This window comes from Brachybacterium sp. AOP24-D1-21 (assembly GCF_052378665.1).
Classification (GTDB): domain Bacteria; phylum Actinomycetota; class Actinomycetes; order Actinomycetales; family Dermabacteraceae; genus Brachybacterium.
The window spans coordinates 208,740-226,933 of record NZ_JBQSXX010000002.1 but is presented as its reverse complement, the minus strand read 5'-3'; the positions used below and the strand labels follow the sequence as shown (position 1 = coordinate 226,933).

18 protein-coding genes and 1 tRNA gene are annotated in these 18,194 nt (G+C 70.1%); 12 read left to right on the top strand and 7 right to left on the bottom strand.

The features are described from left to right. Positions 1-32 precede the first annotated feature (32 nt). The 3 genes from ACT3UF_RS15715 (at position 33) to ACT3UF_RS15705 (ending at position 2,595) form a co-directional block, all read left to right on the top strand. Positions 33-1,343, top strand: a complete 1,311-nt coding sequence (locus tag ACT3UF_RS15715) for a D-arabinono-1,4-lactone oxidase (RefSeq protein ID WP_441445445.1) — start codon at positions 33-35, stop codon at positions 1,341-1,343. 107 nt (positions 1,344-1,450) lie between these two features. Continuing rightward, positions 1,451-2,341, top strand: a complete 891-nt coding sequence (locus ACT3UF_RS15710; RefSeq protein WP_444601145.1) for an inositol monophosphatase family protein — start codon at positions 1,451-1,453, stop codon at positions 2,339-2,341. Between the two features lie 181 nt (positions 2,342-2,522). Continuing rightward, positions 2,523-2,595: transfer RNA gene (locus tag ACT3UF_RS15705), tRNA-Ala, on the top strand. An 81-nt stretch (positions 2,596-2,676) separates the two neighbouring features. Here ACT3UF_RS15705 and ACT3UF_RS15700 read toward each other — a convergent pair. Both ACT3UF_RS15700 and ACT3UF_RS15695 read right to left on the bottom strand, forming a co-directional pair. Continuing rightward, the gene (locus ACT3UF_RS15700) at positions 2,677-3,609 is read right to left on the bottom strand and encodes an aldo/keto reductase (protein WP_441445522.1); all 933 of its coding nucleotides are present in this window, start codon (positions 3,607-3,609) and stop codon (positions 2,677-2,679) included. A gap of 62 nt (positions 3,610-3,671) precedes the next feature. Then, entirely contained in the window at positions 3,672-4,511 is an 840-nt protein-coding gene (locus ACT3UF_RS15695) for an aldo/keto reductase (protein WP_441445523.1), read from the bottom strand. Between the two features lie 75 nt (positions 4,512-4,586). On the opposite strand from ACT3UF_RS15695, the gene ACT3UF_RS15690 reads away from it, so the two are divergent. Beyond that, on the top strand, positions 4,587-5,561 hold the full coding sequence (locus ACT3UF_RS15690) for a LysR family transcriptional regulator (protein ID WP_444601146.1): 975 nt from the start codon (positions 4,587-4,589) through the stop codon (positions 5,559-5,561). A gap of 117 nt (positions 5,562-5,678) precedes the next feature. On the opposite strand, the gene ACT3UF_RS15685 is transcribed toward ACT3UF_RS15690, so the two are convergent. Then, the gene (locus ACT3UF_RS15685; RefSeq protein WP_442331925.1) at positions 5,679-6,527 is read right to left on the bottom strand and encodes an NAD-dependent epimerase/dehydratase family protein; all 849 of its coding nucleotides are present in this window, start codon (positions 6,525-6,527) and stop codon (positions 5,679-5,681) included. Positions 6,528-6,588: 61 nt separating this feature from the next. Beyond that, positions 6,589-6,936, bottom strand: coding sequence for a hypothetical protein (locus tag ACT3UF_RS15680; RefSeq protein WP_441445526.1), 348 nt, complete (start codon positions 6,934-6,936; stop codon positions 6,589-6,591). 190 nt (positions 6,937-7,126) lie between these two features. Here ACT3UF_RS15680 and ACT3UF_RS15675 point away from each other — a divergent pair, with 190 nt between their 5' ends. From ACT3UF_RS15675 to ACT3UF_RS15660, 4 genes are all read left to right on the top strand, one after another. After that, entirely contained in the window at positions 7,127-7,837 is a 711-nt protein-coding gene (locus tag ACT3UF_RS15675; protein ID WP_444606164.1) for an alpha/beta fold hydrolase, read from the top strand. Between the two features lie 10 nt (positions 7,838-7,847). After that, positions 7,848-8,717, top strand: a complete 870-nt coding sequence (locus ACT3UF_RS15670) for an alpha/beta fold hydrolase (RefSeq protein ID WP_444606163.1) — start codon at positions 7,848-7,850, stop codon at positions 8,715-8,717. A 90-nt stretch (positions 8,718-8,807) separates the two neighbouring features. Next, a complete protein-coding gene (locus tag ACT3UF_RS15665) occupies positions 8,808-9,353 on the top strand; it encodes a LysR substrate-binding domain-containing protein (RefSeq protein WP_441445529.1) in 546 nt (181 codons plus the stop codon). 77 nt (positions 9,354-9,430) lie between these two features. Next, positions 9,431-9,904 carry an S-ribosylhomocysteine lyase gene (locus ACT3UF_RS15660; RefSeq protein WP_442331929.1) on the top strand — a complete coding sequence of 158 codons (474 nt, stop codon included), beginning with the start codon at positions 9,431-9,433 and terminating at the stop codon, positions 9,902-9,904. On the opposite strand, the gene malQ is transcribed toward ACT3UF_RS15660, so the two are convergent. Further along, on the bottom strand, positions 9,891-12,014 hold the full coding sequence (gene malQ / locus ACT3UF_RS15655) for a 4-alpha-glucanotransferase (RefSeq protein WP_442331930.1): 2,124 nt from the start codon (positions 12,012-12,014) through the stop codon (positions 9,891-9,893). The genes ACT3UF_RS15660 and malQ overlap by 14 nt on opposite strands. Positions 12,015-12,059: 45 nt before the next feature. Continuing rightward, positions 12,060-13,667, bottom strand: coding sequence for a dolichyl-phosphate-mannose--protein mannosyltransferase (locus ACT3UF_RS15650; protein ID WP_444502601.1), 1,608 nt, complete (start codon positions 13,665-13,667; stop codon positions 12,060-12,062). Positions 13,668-13,756: 89 nt separating this feature from the next. Here ACT3UF_RS15650 and rsmI point away from each other — a divergent pair, with 89 nt between their 5' ends. Continuing rightward, positions 13,757-14,599: a 16S rRNA (cytidine(1402)-2'-O)-methyltransferase gene (gene rsmI / locus ACT3UF_RS15645; protein ID WP_441445533.1), complete on the top strand. Its 843-nt coding sequence runs from the start codon at positions 13,757-13,759 to the stop codon at positions 14,597-14,599. Between the two features lie 259 nt (positions 14,600-14,858). Here rsmI and rpmF read toward each other — a convergent pair whose 3' ends face one another. Further along, positions 14,859-15,029, bottom strand: coding sequence for a 50S ribosomal protein L32 (gene rpmF, locus ACT3UF_RS15640; protein WP_096799564.1), 171 nt, complete (start codon positions 15,027-15,029; stop codon positions 14,859-14,861). A 321-nt stretch (positions 15,030-15,350) separates the two neighbouring features. Between rpmF and ACT3UF_RS15635 the strand changes: the two genes are divergently transcribed. From ACT3UF_RS15635 to ACT3UF_RS15625, 3 genes are read left to right on the top strand one after another with little or no spacing between them, the layout of a single operon-like run. Continuing rightward, positions 15,351-16,325, top strand: coding sequence for a TatD family hydrolase (locus ACT3UF_RS15635; RefSeq protein ID WP_441445534.1), 975 nt, complete (start codon positions 15,351-15,353; stop codon positions 16,323-16,325). After that, positions 16,322-17,230, top strand: coding sequence for a 16S rRNA (adenine(1518)-N(6)/adenine(1519)-N(6))-dimethyltransferase RsmA (gene rsmA / locus ACT3UF_RS15630; protein WP_441445535.1), 909 nt, complete (start codon positions 16,322-16,324; stop codon positions 17,228-17,230). The genes ACT3UF_RS15635 and rsmA overlap by 4 nt, the downstream gene beginning before the upstream one ends. Beyond that, positions 17,230-18,156 (top strand): 4-(cytidine 5'-diphospho)-2-C-methyl-D-erythritol kinase, encoded by a 927-nt coding sequence (locus tag ACT3UF_RS15625; protein WP_441445536.1) that lies wholly within the window; start codon positions 17,230-17,232, stop codon positions 18,154-18,156. Before rsmA ends, ACT3UF_RS15625 begins: the two co-directional genes overlap by 1 nt. Positions 18,157-18,194 lie beyond the last annotated feature (38 nt).

Genomic DNA, 18,194 nt, shown 5'->3' with positions numbered 1-18,194 from the left:
GGACCATCCAGCGAGCCCCGGAGGAGCGGCCGATGAGGACGAGCAGCACGTCGATGCGCACCTGGAGCGGAGCTGTGCGCTGGACTCCGCAGCAGGAGCTGCGCCCCACCTCACAGGACGGGGTGGTCGAGGCGGTGCACGCCGCCCGCGCCCGCGGCTGCTCCCTGCGGGTGCTCGGCGGCGGGCACTCGTTCTCCGCGCTCGTCGCGACCGACGGGATCACCCTGAGCCTCGACGGCTACCAGGGTCTGGTCAGCGCGGACCCGGCCACCGGGCTGGTCACGCTGCGCGGCGGAACACGGCTGTGGGCGGTCGCCGAGCTGCTGGCCCCCTACGGGCTCGCGCTGTCGGTGATGGGGGACATCGACCGGCAGTCGATCGCCGGGGCGATCCAGACCGGCACTCATGGCACCGGAGCGACCTTCACGGGCTTCGCGGGGATGGTGCGCGCCCTGCGGCTGGTGCTGACGGACGGCTCGGTCGTGGACACCTCCCCGACCAGGGACCCCGAGCTCTTCGCGGCGGCACGGCTGGGGCTCGGCACGATCGGGGTGGTGCTCGAGGTCACCCTGCAGTGCGTGCCGGCCTACCGCCTCGAGCTCGTCGAGAGCACCCGGGCGCTCGACCCCGCCGTCGGATCCTTCCTCGCGGACTCCTTCAGGAACGACCACCACGAGATCTTCTGGTTCCCCCGCACCGACCGGGCGACCGTGCGCACCATGCATCGGCTGCCGGCCGATGCCCTGCGGGAGCGCCCCGCTCGGGCGGCTGAGCTCCTGCAGCAGGAGGTGCTCGGCAACGGCGCCTGGGAGCTGCTGTGCCGCGCAGCGGCTCTGGTGCCGCGGCTGAGCAGACCCGTCGCCGAGATCGCCTCACGCTCGTTCGCCGGCTCCCGGGTGGTCGACGACTCCGCCACCGTCTACGCGGCACCGCGGCGAGTGCGGTTCCACGAGTCCGAATGGGCCCTGCCCGCGGAGCGCTTCGAGGAGGCTTTCGTGGCGCTGCGCTCCCGTATCGAGTCAGAGCGCGTTCGCGTGACCTTCCCGCTCGAGATCCGCCGCGCCGCGGCCGATGATGTGTGGCTGTCCACCGCCTATCAGCGCGACACCGTCTATCTCGCCGCTCACCGCTATCACGCAGAGGAGGCGGGCCCGTACCTGCTGCTGGTGCAACGGACTCTCGCGAACTTCGGCGCCCGCCCCCACTGGGGCAAGCAGCACTGGCTCGGTGCCCGTGAGCTCGCCCGGCTCCATCCACGCTTCGACGATTTTCGGGCCGTGCGCGAGGCCGCGGACCCCGACGGTCTGCTGATGAGCCCGTACCTGCGCCACCTGCTGGGGTGAGCGGGGGAGTTCGGCGGGAGGACACAGCCGGAGAGTGGCCCAGGGGCCGGCTGTCCGCACCCCGTCCTCCCGCCCGGGACCGCGCGGTGCGGGCTAGCCTGGCCGCGATGAACACCAACGCGCCCCGTCCCCCGTCCGCCGCCGTCCCCTCGCCCTCGCACCTGCTGGACATCGCGACCGCCGCAGCCTTCGCGGCAGCCGAGTACATCCGCGGGTTGGACCGCGACGGCCTGGCCCGCGAGTACAAGACCTCCAGCCACGACATCGTCACCGAGCACGACCGGGCGAGCGAAGAGATCATCGTCTCCGAGCTGCGACGGCTGCTGCCCAGCGCCCGGATCGTCGGCGAGGAGGGCGGGGAGCGTCCCGCCGAGCAGCCTGCCGGAGACACCAGTGACGAGCCGGCGGTCAGCTTCTACGTGGACCCCATCGATGGCACCAGCAACTTCGCCGCTGGCCTGCCGCTGTTCTGCATCTCGATCGGTGTGACGATCGGTGACGAGCTGGTCGCCGGCGTGATCGACGCTCCGGTGCTCGGCCAGGTGTTCGCCGCGGCAGATGGTGACGCGACCCTGAACGGTCGAGTGCTGCGCCCACGCGCCACCCGCCCGGCGCCCGACGCCCTGGTGCTGGCAGGGTTCCCCGGTCAGCGCGTCGGCTCCCAGTTCCCCGACTATGCGGCACGCTCCCTCCGTTCCCTCGAGGACGAGGTCTCCGCGGTGCGGCATCTCGGCTCGGCGGCGCTCGAGCTCGCCTATGTCGCCGCCGGCTGGGCCGACGCGACGGCCCTGACCGCGATCAACTCCTGGGACGTGGCGGCCGGCTTCCACATCCTGCGCCGCGCCGGTGGCTCGCTGCGCACCTGGCCCGGCGACGACGACGTGGAGCGCCCCGACCACCTCCAGCCCGCCTATGTGGCCTGCACCGGGCAGGAGCGCCTCGCGGTGCTCGACACCGTGCAGGAGGAACTCCAGGAGCTGCGCGACGCGCAGCGGTGAGCTCGGCGCGGTGCGCGCCGGGTGAACGCTGCGAACGCCGCCTTGCCTCCTCTGCAACCTCCCCTGTGACCGCCGCTGTGACCTCCGCTGTGACCTCCCCTGTGACCTTCGTCAAGGCGCGGATCACGATGCGACAGCACCGCAGCCGCGATGCTAATCTATCGGGGTCGCCCAGCGACATGGGGCTATGGCGCAGTTGGTAGCGCGTCTCGTTCGCAATGAGAAGGTCGGGGGTTCGAATCCCCCTAGCTCCACCGCAGATCGATCGAAGAAGCGGCCTCTGACCTGGAAGTTCATCCAGGCAGAGGCCGCTTCTGCTATGTGTGCCGGCGGGCTCAGGGGACCGTGTACCCCGCAGCGCGGAACAGGTCGTACCACTCCGAACGCTCGAGAGGAACCTCGGAGCCGAGCGCCGCATCAGCCACCCGCTGCGGCGTGGTGGTGCCGAGGACGACCTGCATCCGAGCGGGATGGCGCGTGATCCAGGCGACGGCGATCGCGATCGCGGGGACGTCGTACTTCGCCGCGAGCCGATCGATGACCTCGTTCAGCTCCGGATAGTCCGGCGAGCCGAGGAACGGTCCGTTGAAGAACCCGGCCTGGAACGGCGACCACGCCTGGAGCGTGATGTCGTGGAGCCGGCAGTAGTCGATCAGGCCGTCGTCGCGGGTGATCGACTGATCGAGCGCCTGCATGTTGGCCGCCACGCCCTGGGCGATCAGCGGTGAGTGCGTGATGGAGAGCTGCACCTGATTGGCGACGATCGGCTGCCGCACGAACTTGCGCAGCAGATCGATCTGGCGGGGCGTGTGGTTGGAGACTCCGAAGGCACGGACCTTGCCCGCGGCCTCGAGCTCGTCGAAGGCCCGAGCGACCTCTTCGGGCTCCACCAGCGCGTCCGGCCGGTGCAGGAGGAGGATGTCGATGTAGTCGGTGCCCAGGGCCTTGAGCGATCCTTCGACGGACTCGATGATGTGCTCGTAGGAGAAGTCGAAGTAGGGCCCCGAGGGCACGATCCCGGCCTTCGTCTGGATCACCCAGTCGGCACGCTCGCTCGCGGAGAGCTGGAGAGCCTCGGCGAAGCGTCGCTCGCAGCCGTGGAGGTCGGAGCCGTAGACGTCGGCGTGATCGAGGAAGCTGATGCCGGATTCCCGAGCGGTACGGATCAGGGTCCGCACCTCGTCATCGGTCTTGTCCTGGATGCGCATCAGTCCCAGGGTCACATTGGGAACGGTGATGTCCGTGCCCGGCAGTGTGAAGGTCTTCATGGTCGAGATCGTGTCCCTTGGTCGTCGTGTGGGGTGGAGGTTGCTCGCGGAAGGCGGGGCGGTCAGTTGACCTCGAGCGGGTGGCCGCCCACGCGTCCGGAGCCGTCACGAGGATCGAGGGCGTCGATCCTGGAGACCTCGTCCGCGGTGAGCTCGAAGCCGAACACGTCGAGGTTCTGGGCCATGCGCTCGCGGTGCACGGACTTCGGGAAGACGATGATGCCGCGCTGCAGGTGCCAGCGGAGCACCACCTGAGCGGGAGACACCTCATGCGTTGCTGCGGCTGCGGCGACGGCCGGAGCTTCGAACAGAGGGTACTTGCCCTGCCCCAGCGGGCCCCACGACTCGATGTGCATGCCGTGCTCGGCACCCCAGGCCAGGATGTCGCTCTGCTGATGGGCCGGGTGCAGCTCGATCTGGTCGACAGCGGGGACGACTCCCGTGTCCTTGACGATGCGATCCAGATGCTCGGGAAGATGGTTCGAGACCCCGATGGAGCGGGAGAGACCCGCGTCGCGGATCTCGATGAGCTTCTCCCAGGCGTTGGAGTAGGTGTTCTTCTCGGGGGTCGGCCAGTGCGTGAGGTAGAGGTCGACGTAGTCGAGGCCCAGCTTCTCCAGACTCGTGCGGATCGCGTCGTGCGGGGCCTCGCCCGCCTGCTGGTCATTCCACAGCTTGGTGGTCACGAACAGCTCGTCGCGCGGGATGCCGCTGCGCGCGATCGCAGCGCCGACGCCCTCTTCATTGCCGTAGATCGCGGCGGTGTCGATATGCCGGTAGCCCAGCTCCAGGGCGGTGCTCACTGCTTCCTCGGCCTCAGCCGGCGCAACTTTGAAGACGCCGTAGCCGAGCTGGGGGATGCGGTGGCCGGAGTTCAGGGTGAGGGTGGGAACTGATGTCATGCAGGGCAGACTAGAAGCGCGTAATCTACACGTCCAACAGCTTGCATCGATGAGATTGAGAAGCAGGAGTGGTCAATGGAGCTTCGCCAGATGGAATATGTGGTCGCCCTCGCGGAGGAGCGGCACTTCACGCGCGCCGCGGACCTCGCGGGCATCTCCCAATCGGGACTGTCCTCGGCGATCCGCAGTCTGGAGACGGAGCTCGGCACGCCGCTCTTCGACCGCACCACCCGCCGGGTCGAGCCCACCCCCGCGGGCTATGCGCTGCTCCCGCACGCCCGGGCGATCCTCGATGAGGCGGCGCGGGCCCGCGACGCCGTGGTCAGGGTCAGCCGCACCGTCACCGGCTCGCTGAGGGTCGGTGCCGAGCAGTGCCTCGGCCTCGTCGACGTCGCCGCACTCCTGGAGCGCTTCCATCGCCGGTATCCCCTGGTGGAGACAGAGTTCGTCCAGTCCGGTTCCCATGAGCTGGTCGATGCCGTGCGCACCGGGCACCTCGACGTCGCCTTCGTCGCGACCACTCGGCATCTGGGGGCCGTACGGCATCTGCCGCTCGGCCATGAGCCGCTGGTGGTGCTCCTGCCGCCTGCTCATCCGCTGGCCTCGCACTCGGGGCTCAGCTGGGATCTGCTGGACGGGCAGGCGTTCGTGGACTTCGGTGCTTCCTGGGGTGTGCGCACGCTGAACGATGAGTTGCTGGCCGCGCATGGGATCTCCCGCCGGGTGCGCTGCAGCGTCAACGACGTCCACACCCTGCTCGACCTGGTCAGGCGCGGGCTCGGCATCGCCATCGTCCCGCAGCATGTCGCGGCGAAGCCGCAGGCCGAGGGGCTGGGTCAGGCGCCCTTGCCCGGTGCGACCTCCGTGGAGTGGACCGTCAGCGCGATCAGCCCGATGCACGAGAGGACGGACATTCCTGCGGGAATGCTGCTCGAGCTGCTCGGGGAGACCTGTCTCGGAACCGATGGCGCGGACCTCTGCGATCAGCCAGATTCCCTCGCCCGCGAGCTGGCGGACGAGGCGCGGGCCCCGCAGCCGATCGACGGATAGGGCGAGCGCAGCGTCAGCCGGAGGACCTCAGCCGGAGGGCTCAGCACGACGTCGACGCCGCGTGCTCGAGCACTCCTCCGCCCGGGCCCGCGCTCTGGAGTTACGGGGCTCCGGTCCTCACACCGGTCTGCGCCAGCTGTGCTTCGGCTCGAAGCCCAGGACGGTGCGGGCCCTGTCGATCGACAGCAGCGTCCCGTTGCCCGCGATGTCGCCGTGCACGGGGACATCAGGGAAGACCTCGGCGACGAGCTCGGTGTTGTCGCGCGACATCACGGTATCGGCGGCGGCGATGATGAAGCGGTCGAAGCCAGGGGCCCGGTGCTCGAGCGCGAGACGCACGGCCTCGGCGCCGTCACGGCCGTCGACGTAACCCCAGAGATTCCATTTGCGCAGCGTCGCATCGGCATCGAAGGACGGGAACTCGGCGTAGTCCGCCTCATCCATGACGTTCGAGAAGCGCAGTGCGATGATCTTCAGCTCCGGATGCCAGCGCGTCAGCTCGATCGCCATCTGCTCCTCGAGGTGCTTCGAGAGCGAGTAGGTCGATTCCGGGCGCGCCGCGTAGTCCTCGTCGACCGGGATGTACGGGGGTGGGGTGTCGAAGGGCAGTCCCAGCACCGTCTCGCTCGAGGCGGTCACGATGTTCGTGATGCCGGCCTTGATCGCGGCGTTGAACACGTTGTAGGTGCTGAGGAGGTTGTTCTGGAACGTCGCAGTGTTGGTCGCGAGCCCCGGCGCCGGAATCGCGCTGAGGTGCACGACGGCGTCGAACCCCTCAGGTGCCTGTTCATCGATGCCGGTGAGCGCGTCGAGCACCTGGCCGGCATCGCGCAGGTCGATGCGCACGAAACCGGAGCCCCGTTCCCCTGACTGGTCGAGATTCACGACCAGATGACCGTGGTCACGGAGGCTGCTGACCACCGTGCGTCCAAGCTTTCCCGAGCCTCCCGTCACTGCGATTCTCATGCGCTCATGATGCACCATCGGTATTGCCCCCATCGGCCGCATTCCGCACGCCTGACGTCTCTCAGGCCCCGGCTGTCGTGGGAATCGGGTGGAACCGGCCGCCCATGCCTCGGGTGAGCACCACGGCGCTGCCCGGGGCCACGCGGGCGGCCGTGTCCTCGAGATGCTCGATGACCACCGCAAGGGCATGGCGCGCGACAGCATCCTCCGTGCTGCGAACGCTCGCGTCGACCGCGAAGCGCAGTGCCACCCGCCCGACCCGTCGTCCGGCCACCAGAGGTGCTTCCACCTCCTTCTGCTCGACCACGTGCAGGGTGCCGAGGGCGAGCACGGCCTGCTCCATGACATCGCCGGGGGAGCAGCCGGGGTGGAGCGTCCCGATGGGCACATGCATGCGGTAGCTGGGCATGGGCGAAGGCTATCCGTGCTCACCCGTCCTGTTCACGGGACATGCTCACCCGCCCTGCTCACCCCCTGCTCACCCTCCTGCTCATCTGGTCGAGCGCGTGGCCCGGCCTCCCGGTGCCCGCACGGACGGCGCTACGCTGTCGTCCGGGAAGATCGTGCGGCGGGCAGGGCTGAGCGGGGAGCGGACGACCATGACGCAGAGCATCGTGCTGATCCATGCCATCCGTTCCTCACGGACGATGTGGAAGGGGCAGGTGCGACGGCTGCGCGAGCGGGGCTATGAGGTGATCGCCCCGGATCTTCCCGGGCATGGCCGTCGTCGTGACGAGGAGTTCAGCCTCGACGGTGCGCTGGCGACGATCGAGGATGCCGTCGGCGCGTGCGCGGAGCGTCCGCTGCTGGTCGGGCTGTCCCTCGGCGGCTACCTGACCCTGCACTGGGCCGGCACCCATCCGAGCCGATTGGCCGGGGTGGTCGCGGCGGACTGCACCATCGTGCCGGGACCCGCGACGGCCCGGCTCTACGGGCTGTGGATCTCGATGAAGGACTGGCTGCCCGGCGATTCCGACGCCCGGGTGGCCCGCGCCTTCGCCCGCCGTCACACCCGCAAGGCGGCCAAGCGCTATTACGGCGGTGGTCGCGCCCATGGGGTGGTCCGTGCCGTGGTGCGGCTCATCGGCGGTCTCGATCTGCTCGCAGATATCGCGGAGATCGACGTCCCGATCACGTTCATCAACGGCGAGCACGATCCGTTCCGACGCCACGAGGCACTGTTCATCGAGGCCGCCCGGGACGCGGAGCTGGTGATCCTCTCCGATGCCGGTCATATCGCGAACCTCTCCCGACCGAAGCGGTTCGCGAAGCTGCTGGACCGCTCCGCACGGGCGAGCGCGCTGGTGTGAGCATGACGGAATGAACACAGACCACGCCGCCGCGAAGGACGCCGCAGACGCCGCCGCGCTGGATGCCGCTGACGCCGCCTTGCTGGACGCCACCGACGGTGCGGCACAGCTGCCGGGCCCCTGGCCGGTCGTCCTGGTGCACGGCACCCGCACCTCGCATAGCCAGTGGGACCTCCAGCTGCCCTCCCTGCGCGCCGCGGGGCACCGGGTGGTCACCCCGGACCTGCCCGGCCACGGCACCCGCCGCGGTGAGCCGTTCACGCTCCCGGCCGCCGTGACAGCGATCGAGGATGCAGTCCTCCACAGCCACCAGTGCATCGGCGAACCGGTGCACCTGGTGGGCAGCTCCCTCGGCGGCATGCTCGCGATCCACGTCGCCGCGCGTCTCGCCGCAGTCCCGGGGGCACTCGGCTCGCTCACCGCCTGCGGGGCGGCCCTTCAACCTGGCCCGCGTGGAGCCCGCCTGTACGGGGCACTGATCCGGGGCACAGATCTCGTGCCGGGCATGCGCAGCGGCAGGAGCGGTGACCCTTTCACCTGGATCCTCGGGCAGGACGGAGCTCGGGCCTACCTGCGCGGCGGCCGAGCGGACGCCTCCGTGATCGCCCCCGCCTTCGCCGCGGTTGCTTCCTTGGACCTGCACGACGATCTGCGCCGGATCGATGCTCCGGTCACCTTCCTGCACGGCCGGAGCGACCACCTGCGCTCACATGAGCGGAGCCTCGTCGCAGCCGCCCCGCATGGCCGTCTGGAGCTGCTTCCCTACGGCGACCACATGGTGAACCTCAAGGCGCCCGGCCGCTTCACCGCCGATCTGCTGCGAGTGCTCGCCCGCGCCCAGCGGGAACAGACCCAGCGGGAGCAGAGCCAGCAGGACTAGACCCAGCGGGAGCAGCCCGAGCGGTAGAGCAGGCCGTAACAAGCCTGGCAGGAGCAGAGAGAACAGACCGAGGAGCCGTAGGCTGGGGGCATGCACTCCACCCCCCTGCGCGTCGGCTTCGTGCCCGGCGTCGAACCTGACCGTTTCCTGCGCCGATGGAAGTCCGGCCACCGGGACGCCTGGCTCGAGCTGGTCCCCGTCCCGCTCTCGCGCCAGCACGAGGCGCTCACGGCAGGAGAGGTCGACATGTGCTTCGTGCGTCTGCCGCTGGTGGCGGAGGAGCTGCACATGGTCTCGCTGTGGGAGGAGCGCGCCGCGATCATGGTGGGCACCGAGAATGTGCTCAGCCTGCTCGACGAGGTCGGCGAGGAGGACCTGGTGGACGAGACCGAGATCCCCTCCGCCCTCCCCGACGACGCGGCAGAACGGATCGCCGTCGTCGCCGCAGGAGTCGGCTACACCCGCGTCCCCCTCTCGCTCGCCCGGCTCCACCACCGCAAGGATGCCGTCGCCCGGCCGCTGCACGATGCTGAGCCCACCCGTATCGCCCTGGCCTGGCCGCGCGCAGCGGACGATCCGGTGCGCCAGGAATTCGTCGGCGTGGTCCGCGGCCGGACCTCACGTTCCAGCCGCTGACCAAGAACCAGCCCCGACCCAGCCCCGAACCAGCCTCGACCCAGCCCCATGAACGAGCCCACGAAGGAGCATCACCGATGACCGAGCAGCCCCGCATGAACGTCGAGAGCTTCAACCTCGACCACCGCACCGTCGCCGCGCCCTACCTCCGCATCGCGGATCGCAAGGAGCTGCCCGGTGGTGACGTGCTGACGAAGCTCGATGTGCGCTTCACCCAGCCCAATGTCGCCCACCTCGAGTCCGAGACTGTCCATTCGCTCGAGCACATGATGGCCGAGCACATGCGCAACCACTCCGGCGACGTCCTGGACGTCTCCCCGATGGGCTGCCGCACCGGCTTCTACGTGCTGCGGGTGGGCGACCACTCCACCGAGGGCTTCGCCCCCGTCCTCGAGGCCACGCTGCAGGATCTGCTGACCGCGACCGAGGTGCCCGCCGCCAATGAGGTCCAGTGCGGCTGGGGCGCCCACCACAACCTCGAGGGTGCGCAGGCCGCAGCCCGCGAGTTCCTCGACCGGCGGGCCGAGTGGGGTCAGGTCACCGCGAGCTGATGCCCTCGCGCACCGCCGCCAGCAGGCGCGCGGTGCGCTCGTCGGTCGCGATGTCGTCGATCGACACCGGGGTGCCATCGGCGTCCGCCAGCGGGATCCGCCAGTTCGGGTACTCCTCGTCGGTGCCGGGCTGGTTCTGGATGCGCCGCTCACCGACGCAGTCCACGAGCGAGACGCCCAGCAGCATCGACGGGGTCCGTGCCAGGTGGCGGTGCAGGGCCAGCACGGTCTGCTCGATATCCGCGCCCGGGGCGAGCAGCCCCTCGCCGCGCAGCACGTCGAGCACCTGCTCGCGACCGGTCGCGTCAGCCTCGAGCTCCTCGGCGAGATCCCGCTCGAGCAGTCCCAGCTCGTGGCGCAGCGCCACATGGTCGCCCGCCAGGTAGCCGGCCGTGGGCGGCAGATCGTGGGTGTTGACCGAGGCCATGCACAGGGTGCGGTAGTCCTCGGCGCGCAGCGGACGGCCCTCGCCGTCGTACTCGAACCACAGGATCGAGGTGCCCAGGATGCCGCGGTCCACGAGGTAGTCCCGCACCCACGGCTCGAAGGTGCCGAGGTCCTCCCCGACTACCAGGGTGTTCGAGCGCTGCGCCTCCAGGACGAGGATGCCGATCATCGCCTCATGGTCGTAGGAGACGTAGGCGCCGTCGGCCGCCCCATGACCCTCAGGGATCCACCACAGCCGGAACAGCCCGAGCACATGATCGATCCGCAGCGCCCCCGCATGGCGCATCAGGGTGCGCAGCATGTCCCGCCACGGCCGATAGGCGGCGTCGCGCAGCCGCTCGGGATGCCACGGCGGCTGATGCCAGTTCTGGCCCTGCTGGTTGTACTGATCGGCCGGCGCACCGACGCCGACACCGGCGGCGAGCACGTTGCGCAGCCGCCAGGAGTCCGCACCGATCTGCTCGACCCCGACGGCGAGATCGTGCATGATCCCGATCCGCATCCCGGCATCGCGCGCCGCGGTCTGGGCGGCGCTCATCTGCTCGTCCAGCAGCCACTGCGTCCAGACGTGGAAGTCGATCCGCCCGGACAGCTCGCGACGGGCCTGCTCGAGGGTGGCCTCATCGAGGTTCTGCAGGCAGGCCTCATCGGCCGTGCCGCGCACCGACTCCGCGATCGCGGACCACAGCGCGAAGTCCTCCAGCCCCTGCCCCTCACGGGCACGGTAGGCATCCAGCAGCGCTCGGCGCCCCGCGGTCAGCGGCACCGCGAACAGCTCCTCGAGCGCCTGCAGCTTCGCCGTGAGCACCTCGTCGCGTTCGAGGCGGTCCACGCGGTCGTTCCAGTCGGACACGCCCTCGCGCAGGAGACTCACTCGCTGCCGGGCGAAGTCGGACAGCTCCCGGTGCTCAGGGACGTCCTCGATGCGCAGGTACAGCGCACTGGTGAAGCGGCGGGTGACCGGCAGATAGGGGGACGGCTCGACAGGCGGGGTCGGGTAGGAGGCGTGCAGGGGATTGACCAGTAGGAAGTCTGCTCCGTGGCGGGCGCCGCTGATCGCGGCGAGATCGCGCATGTCGGCGAGGTCGCCGATGCCCCAGGAGCGCTCCGAGCGCACCGAGTACAGCTGGGCCTGGATCCCGAATGCGCGCCGGGCGGCGTACTCGGCGTGGACGGTCAGCCGGGCGGGCGTGACCACGAGGTCCGCTTCGACCGGGCCCTGCGAGGTCTCGGCGACCAGTCGATGCCAGCCCAGCGGCAGTCCGAGCGGCACGTAGAAGCGTGCGCGGCCCCGCAGCGTCCCGTCGAGCTCGAAGGGCGGGGTGTGGTCCTCAGCCTGGTGGAGGTCGCGGCGGCCGCCGTCCTCGAGCCGCAGGTGCAGGCTCACCGCTGTGCCGTGCTCGATATGGACGGGTACCGTGGTGGCGCGGTCCTCGCGCAGCACGGTCACCGGGGGGAGCGTGCGCTCCCAAGGGGCACGTTCACGCGCGCGCCGTACGGAGGCGATGTCCTCCTCGGTGCTCGCGGGCGCACCGAGCGCGCCGAGGATCGCGTGCAAGGTGTCGTCGGCGACATCTTTGAGGGTGCCGTCCCAGCCCCAGTACTGGGTGCTGACACCGAGGTCGCGGGCGAGATCACGCAGCGCTGAGGAATCTGGGGCCATGGGGCAATCGTAGCGGCCGGTGCTGCCGCGACGTACCGTGTCGGCTCAGGTCCAGGACGGCAGCCACATGCGGTACCGCCACTGCTCGACGTCGAGCACCTGGCCGGTCCATACCGGCCAGAAGAACGCGGAGACCAGGACGATCAGCACCAGCAGGGAGCCGACGAACAGACCGCCCGCCAGCCGTCGTTCCCTGTCCGCGCCGGCGGGACCGATCACCAGCGTCATCACATAGGCCAGGCACAGGATCAGCCAGGGCGAGAACGCCACGGCGTAGAAGGTGAAGATCGTGCGGTCGGTGTACATCAGCCACGGGAGGTAGCCGGCGGCGATTCCCGACAGCGCTGCCCAGCCCCGTCCATCCCGGAAGACCACCGCGATCACCAGCGTCACCAGGAGCGCCAGCGTCCCCAGCCACCAGATCAGCGGATTGCCGACCGAGAGGATGTGCGCGCCGCACTTGGCGACCTCGCATCCCTGCTCCCCATACTCGTAGGAGCGGTAGTAGAAGTTCGTGGGGCGCAGCTGCAGCAGCCAGCCCGCAGGGTGCGCCGCATAGGGATGCTCCGAATCCAGCCCGACGTGGAAGGAATAGGCCTGGCGGTGGTAGAGCCACAGCGACAACAGCGAGTCGAGCACCCCGTTGCCGGTGGCCATGTCCTGCTCCGCCGTGAGGTGGCGGTTGTAGCCGACCGCAGAGGCGAACCAGCCGGCGAACGACGCCACATAGGTGACCAGCGCGATGCCGACGATCGCGAGGAAGGCGGGCACGGCATCCCGGACCAGGCCGCCCAGCAGCCAGTCGCGCTGGGCGATGGTGCGGCGCGCCCACCAGTCCCACAGCACCGTCATGATCCCGAACACCGCGACGAAGTAGAGCCCGGACCACTTCACCGAGCAGGCCATCCCCAGCAGCAGGCCGGCCAGCAGGCGCCAGGGCCGGATCCCGCCTGAGACCCCGAGCGGAGGGGCGCTCTCGGCGCTGGCGTGCATCGCCGCCGAGGCCAGCGCGAGTCGCTCGCGGAAGCGATCACGGTCGATCAGCAGTGCACCGAACGCCGCGAGCACGAAGAACATCAAGAAGGGGTCCAGCAGGCTGGTGCGGGAGTGGACCAGGGACACCCCGTCGATCGCCAGCAGCAGGCCCGCGATCAGACCGGCGGTGGTCGAGCGGAACAGCCGTCGGCCGATCCGTGCCAGCAGCAGCACCGCGATCGAGCCCAGCACCGCCGAGGAGATCCTCCAGCCCCAGGGGTTGTCCGCGCCCAGCAGCAGCATCCCGCCGCCGATCAGCCACTTGCCCAGCGGAGGATGGACCACGTACGCGCCCTTGGGCTCGTAGGAGTCCACATCCCCGGCCTCGAAGGCGGCGTCCGGCTCCTCGGGCCAGGACATCTCCACACCCTCCTGGGTGATGGCGTAGCCGTCCTTGACGTAATAGGTCTCGTCGAAGATCAGCTCCTCGACAGACCCCAGGCCCCACAGGCGCAGCACCAGTGCCAGCCCGAACACAGCCATCGCCCCGGCCCATGCCATCCGGGACAGCGGCAGGTCGAAGGTCTTCAGCCGCCGACGGTAGGAGGCGAGCAGCGCGCCCGGCTCGTCCTCGACGGGGGCGCGGTGGGTGGCTTCCTCCTCCGTGTGCACCCGCACATGCTAGGACATCACCCGGCGGGAGCAGCGGGGCGCGCGGGGAGCGACAGCGGAGTGCCCGCGAGCCGCAGGCTGGTTAGCATGGCCAGATGCTCGAACCCGGAGTCCTCACCCTCGCCGCCACCCCTATCGGCAATCCGCTCGACGCCTCGGTGCGCCTGATGCGTGCGCTGGCCGAGGCGGACCTGATCGCCGCCGAGGACACCAGACGGCTCGCCCGCCTGGTGCGCGATCTCGAGGTGGAGACCAGCGGGCGGATCCTCTCGTACCACGAGCACAACGAGGCCGAACGGACGGGCGTGCTGCTCGAAGCGCTCGCGGCAGGGCAGCGGGTGCTGATCGTCACCGATGCCGGGATGCCGGTGGTCTCCGACCCGGGCTTCGAGGCAGTGCGGGCGGCGGCCGAGGCGGGCTTCCGGGTCACCGTGATCCCCGGCCCCTCGGCGGTGCTGACCGCGCTGGCCGCCTCCGGGATCGCCCCGGACCACTTCACCTTCGAGGGCTTCCCTCCGCGGCGCGAGGGCCGCAAGGCCTCAGCGCTGGAACCGCTCGCATCCGAACTGCGCACCATGGTCTTCTTCGAGTCGCCGCGCCGCACCGCCGCCACGCTCGCCGCGATGGCTGAGGCCTTCGGGGTGGACCGCCGCGGCGCTGTCGCCCGGGAGCTGACCAAGACCCATGAGGAGATCGTGCGCGGCACGCTGGCCGAGCTCGCTGCCTGGGCCGCCGACGGCGACGTGCTCGGAGAGGTGGTGCTCGTGGTGGCAGGGGCCGAGCCCGCCGCCGTCACTGCTGAGAGCCTCGTCGAGCAGGTGCTGGCCCGGGCTGCGGCAGGGGAGCGGCTCAAGGATGCCGCCAAGGAGCTCGCCCGGGCGCATCCCGGGGTCGGCGCGAGTGAGCTCTACGACCTCGCGCTGAAGCGGCGCAGCTGAGGCATCGCGGTTGACTCGCCGCGGTGAGGGACTGCGGCTGCAGCACCGCAGCCGCGACTCCGTGGCTGACGGGGCGCGGATCATCGCTGCCACCGAACAGAAGCGAACATGACGACGCCCCCGACAGCAGCTGCTGTCGGGGGCGTCGGCGGAGATCTCGGTGGAGCGGGCTGGGCCCGCGCCGGATCACTCCTTGATCGAGATCAGTCTGCGACTACTCGACTGATTTCCTACCGCTCGCAAGCTCGCAGTACGTCGATCAGTCCTCGATCTGGAGGAGGCCGCGCTGGTACGCCTTTGCGAGGCGACGCGGCACGGAAGCGGTGCGGCCACGAACCGTCACCTGCACGAGGTCGGCGTTGTTGGCCTTCCACTGCGAGCGGCGGGAGTGCGTGCGCGCACGGGACATCTTGAACTTGGGCACTGCCATGGGATGCTCCTTGACGGTCCGGAGGGTGAACTGGCGTTGACGCCCGTCCCGAGCAGCGACCCGAACCCGGTCCGTGAGGAATCGGGGCGCTCGGGTGCACGAAAGGACGCACAACGACGACTCATCTTGCCACATCGTGGCCTTCACCGCTCGCTCCGGGCCCGTGAGCTATCGCACCGGAGTGGTGGGATGCGTCGCACCTCACTCAGCGCGCCGGCTTGAGGTCCCTCTCTGGCCGAACCGGGCACAGTCTGGTCACGCTCGCGGCTCGGGGGCGCCCCGTTGGTCCTGGGTTCACCCCGATCCTCCTACCATGGTCGCATGCCGTCTGAGCACCAGAACCCGTCCGGCGCCGCGGTCCCGCCACCGGTGCGCGACCGTGAGGACATCGATCCTCGCGGGAAGAAGCGTGACCGCTCCTGGCCCGCGATCCCGGAGCCGCTGCCCTTCCCTGTGATCGACAACCACTGCCATCTCGACTTCGCCGACGGAGACGAGCAGCTCAGCGTGCTCGACCATGTCGCACGGGCCGCCGCCGTCGGCGTCGATGCGCAGATCACGATCGGTTCAGATCTCGAGGCGGTGCGCTGGACCGCGGCACTGCTCGCCTCGGAGACATGCCCGCCCACCCTGCGCGGCGGTATCGCCGTGCACCCCAACGAGGCGGCGCTCCATGCACGGGGCAAGGACCAAAAGGGCCGTGAACTGGTGGGGCTGGATGAGGCGATCGCCGAGGTGTCCGAACTGCTGCGCGGCCCCGGAATGGTGGTCGTGGGGGAGACGGGGCTGGACTGGTTCCGCACCTCACGGGACGACGACCAGGCCCGCACCGCCCAGATCGAGTCGTTCCGCGCCCACATCGCGCTCGCCAGGGAACTCGATCTGCCGCTGCAGATCCATGACCGGGACGCCCATCGCGACGTCCTCGAAGTCCTCGAGGCCGATGGCGCCCCCGAACGCACCGTCTTCCACTGCTTCTCCGGCGATGCCGAGTTCGCGCGCACCTGCGTGGATCGCGGCTGGTTCCTCTCCTTCGCCGGGACCGTGACCTTCAGCAGCGCCGGCTACCTGCGCACCGCGCTCGCGGAGGTGGGACTCGGTCAGGTGATGGTCGAGACCGACGCACCCTTCCTCACCCCGGTGCCCTACCGCGGGCGACCCAACTCCTCCTACCTGATCCCTCACACCATGGCCACCATCGCCGAGGTGACGGGCACCGACCTGGAGCAGGCATGCCGCGCGATCCGCACCACCACCCAGGATGTCTACCGATGGCCTCTGGAGGTGGCGGCATGAGCGGCGAGACGACGCCCAGCGCAGGGCTCCTGCTCACCGCGCGCGATATCCGTGACCTCGCCGAGGCCGCGGGCATCCGGCCCTCGAAGCAGCGCGGGCAGAACTTCGTGATGGACCCGAACACCGTGCGGACCATCGTCGGCCGTGCCCACGTGGAGCCGGGGCAGGCGGTGCTCGAGGTAGGACCCGGACTGGGGTCCCTGACGCTCGGCCTGCTCGAGACGGGGGCCGACGTGGTCGCCGTCGAGCTGGATCGCGGCCTGGCCGAGCTGCTCCCGCTCACGCTGCGTGCCCGTGGCGTCGAGGACGACCGCTTCCAGCTCCTCCACGACGACGCCCTTCAGGTGACCGAGCTGCCTGCGCTGCCCCGAGCGGGTGAGCCGACCGCGCTGGTCGCCAATCTTCCCTACAACGTCGCCACCCCCATCCTGCTCACGATGCTCGAGCGCTTCGACTCCCTCCGCTCGGCCCTCGTGATGGTGCAGTCCGAGGTGGTGGACCGTCTCATCGCCGGCCCGGGCTCGCGCACCTATGGCGGCCCCAGCGTGAAGCTCGCCTGGTACGGGCGGGCCGTGCATGCGGGGAAGATCTCCCGACAGATCTTCTGGCCGGTTCCCAACGTCGACTCGGCGCTCGTGGAGCTGGTGCGGCACGAGCAGCCGCTCGGCACCGCCGAGGAGCGGGAGTCGGTCTTCACGATCATCGATGCCGCCTTCGCCCAGCGCCGCAAGACACTGCGTGCCGCGCTCGCCGGCTGGGCTGGGACCGCACCGCGTTCCGAGCAGATCCTGCGCGCCGCCGGCATCGACCCCGGCGCCCGTGGCGAGACCTTGGAGATCGATCAGTTCCGGGCCATCGCCCGGGCGGAACAGGGGCTGGCACGGACCGAGGGTGAGGCCCTCTGATGCCGTCCGCACTGGACCGCGTGGTCGTCCGCGCCCCGGGGAAGATCAATCTGTCGCTCATGGTGGGCGGGGTTGACGGACGCGGTTATCACTCCCTGGCCACGGTGTTCCAGGCAGTCGACCTCTACGAGACGGTCACCGCGACCCGTGCGAGCACTCTCAGCCTGGAGCTCACCTCGGAAGTCCCCGGAGAGCTCCCTCTGGATGGCAGCAACCTCGCCCTGCGGGCGGCTCAGCTGCTGCGTGAGGAATGCGCTCTGGAGGTCGGCGCTGCGCTGCACATCCACAAGCAGGTGCCGATCGCCGGCGGCATGGGCGGCGGGTCGGCGGACGCCGCGGCGACGCTGGTCGCGCTCGACCGCCTGTGGGGGACCGGGCTCGGCAGCGAGAAGCTGCGCGAGCTCGGAGCGCAGCTGGGAGCCGACGTCCCCTTCGCGATGCTCGGCCACACGGCGCTGGGGCGCGGCAACGGCACCGACCTCACCACCGTGCTCACCCATGGCGAATGGACCTGGCTGCTCGCGGTCCCCGGCGGTCACCTCTCGACGCCGGAGGTGTTCCGGAAGTTCGACGAGATCTCGTTGACGAACGGGCGTGCACTGCCCGAGCAGCCGGATCTGGATGAGCGGCAGCTGCAGGCGCTCAGCGGCGCGAACCTCGAACTGCTGGCGGATACCCTGCACAACGATCTGCAGGCCGCAGCGTTCGCGCTGCATCCGCGCCTGGAGCCGGTGGTCGAGGCCGCCGAACGGCTGGGAGCGCCGGCCGCGCTGGTCAGCGGCTCAGGGCCGACGGTCGCCGTGCTGGTCGAGGACGAAGCGCAGGCCCGAGGAATCGCCGCGGGACTGATGCGCGATGGACTCGTCGAGAGCTGCCTGGTGGCGCGGGGTTCCGCGCCGGGGGCGAGCGTGCTCGAAGCGAGCTGAGCGTCGAGCGACGGAGTCTCGCGCTTATGCGTCGGGGC

What these genes read in the sequence shown, in the direction of transcription:
- ACT3UF_RS15675 (WP_444606164.1), top strand. Translation starts at nt 7,127, where the DNA reads ATGACGCAGAGCATCGTGCTGATCCATGCCATCCGTTCCTCACGGACG.
- ACT3UF_RS15685 (WP_442331925.1), bottom strand. Translation starts at nt 6,527, where the DNA reads ATGAGAATCGCAGTGACGGGAGGCTCGGGAAAGCTTGGACGCACGGTG.
- rsmA (WP_441445535.1), top strand. Translation starts at nt 16,322, where the DNA reads ATGAGCGGCGAGACGACGCCCAGCGCAGGGCTCCTGCTCACCGCGCGC.
- ACT3UF_RS15665 (WP_441445529.1), top strand. Translation starts at nt 8,808, where the DNA reads ATGCACTCCACCCCCCTGCGCGTCGGCTTCGTGCCCGGCGTCGAACCT.
- ACT3UF_RS15710 (WP_444601145.1), top strand. Translation starts at nt 1,451, where the DNA reads ATGAACACCAACGCGCCCCGTCCCCCGTCCGCCGCCGTCCCCTCGCCC.
- ACT3UF_RS15670 (WP_444606163.1), top strand. Translation starts at nt 7,848, where the DNA reads ATGAACACAGACCACGCCGCCGCGAAGGACGCCGCAGACGCCGCCGCG.
- ACT3UF_RS15635 (WP_441445534.1), top strand. Translation starts at nt 15,351, where the DNA reads ATGCCGTCTGAGCACCAGAACCCGTCCGGCGCCGCGGTCCCGCCACCG.
- ACT3UF_RS15680 (WP_441445526.1), bottom strand. Translation starts at nt 6,936, where the DNA reads ATGCCCAGCTACCGCATGCATGTGCCCATCGGGACGCTCCACCCCGGC.
- ACT3UF_RS15660 (WP_442331929.1), top strand. Translation starts at nt 9,431, where the DNA reads ATGACCGAGCAGCCCCGCATGAACGTCGAGAGCTTCAACCTCGACCAC.
- rpmF (WP_096799564.1), bottom strand. Translation starts at nt 15,029, where the DNA reads ATGGCAGTGCCCAAGTTCAAGATGTCCCGTGCGCGCACGCACTCCCGC.
- rsmI (WP_441445533.1), top strand. Translation starts at nt 13,757, where the DNA reads ATGCTCGAACCCGGAGTCCTCACCCTCGCCGCCACCCCTATCGGCAAT.
- ACT3UF_RS15695 (WP_441445523.1), bottom strand. Translation starts at nt 4,511, where the DNA reads ATGACATCAGTTCCCACCCTCACCCTGAACTCCGGCCACCGCATCCCC.
- ACT3UF_RS15700 (WP_441445522.1), bottom strand. Translation starts at nt 3,609, where the DNA reads ATGAAGACCTTCACACTGCCGGGCACGGACATCACCGTTCCCAATGTG.
- ACT3UF_RS15625 (WP_441445536.1), top strand. Translation starts at nt 17,230, where the DNA reads ATGCCGTCCGCACTGGACCGCGTGGTCGTCCGCGCCCCGGGGAAGATC.
- ACT3UF_RS15715 (WP_441445445.1), top strand. Translation starts at nt 33, where the DNA reads ATGAGGACGAGCAGCACGTCGATGCGCACCTGGAGCGGAGCTGTGCGC.
- ACT3UF_RS15690 (WP_444601146.1), top strand. Translation starts at nt 4,587, where the DNA reads ATGGAGCTTCGCCAGATGGAATATGTGGTCGCCCTCGCGGAGGAGCGG.
- malQ (WP_442331930.1), bottom strand. Translation starts at nt 12,014, where the DNA reads ATGGCCCCAGATTCCTCAGCGCTGCGTGATCTCGCCCGCGACCTCGGT.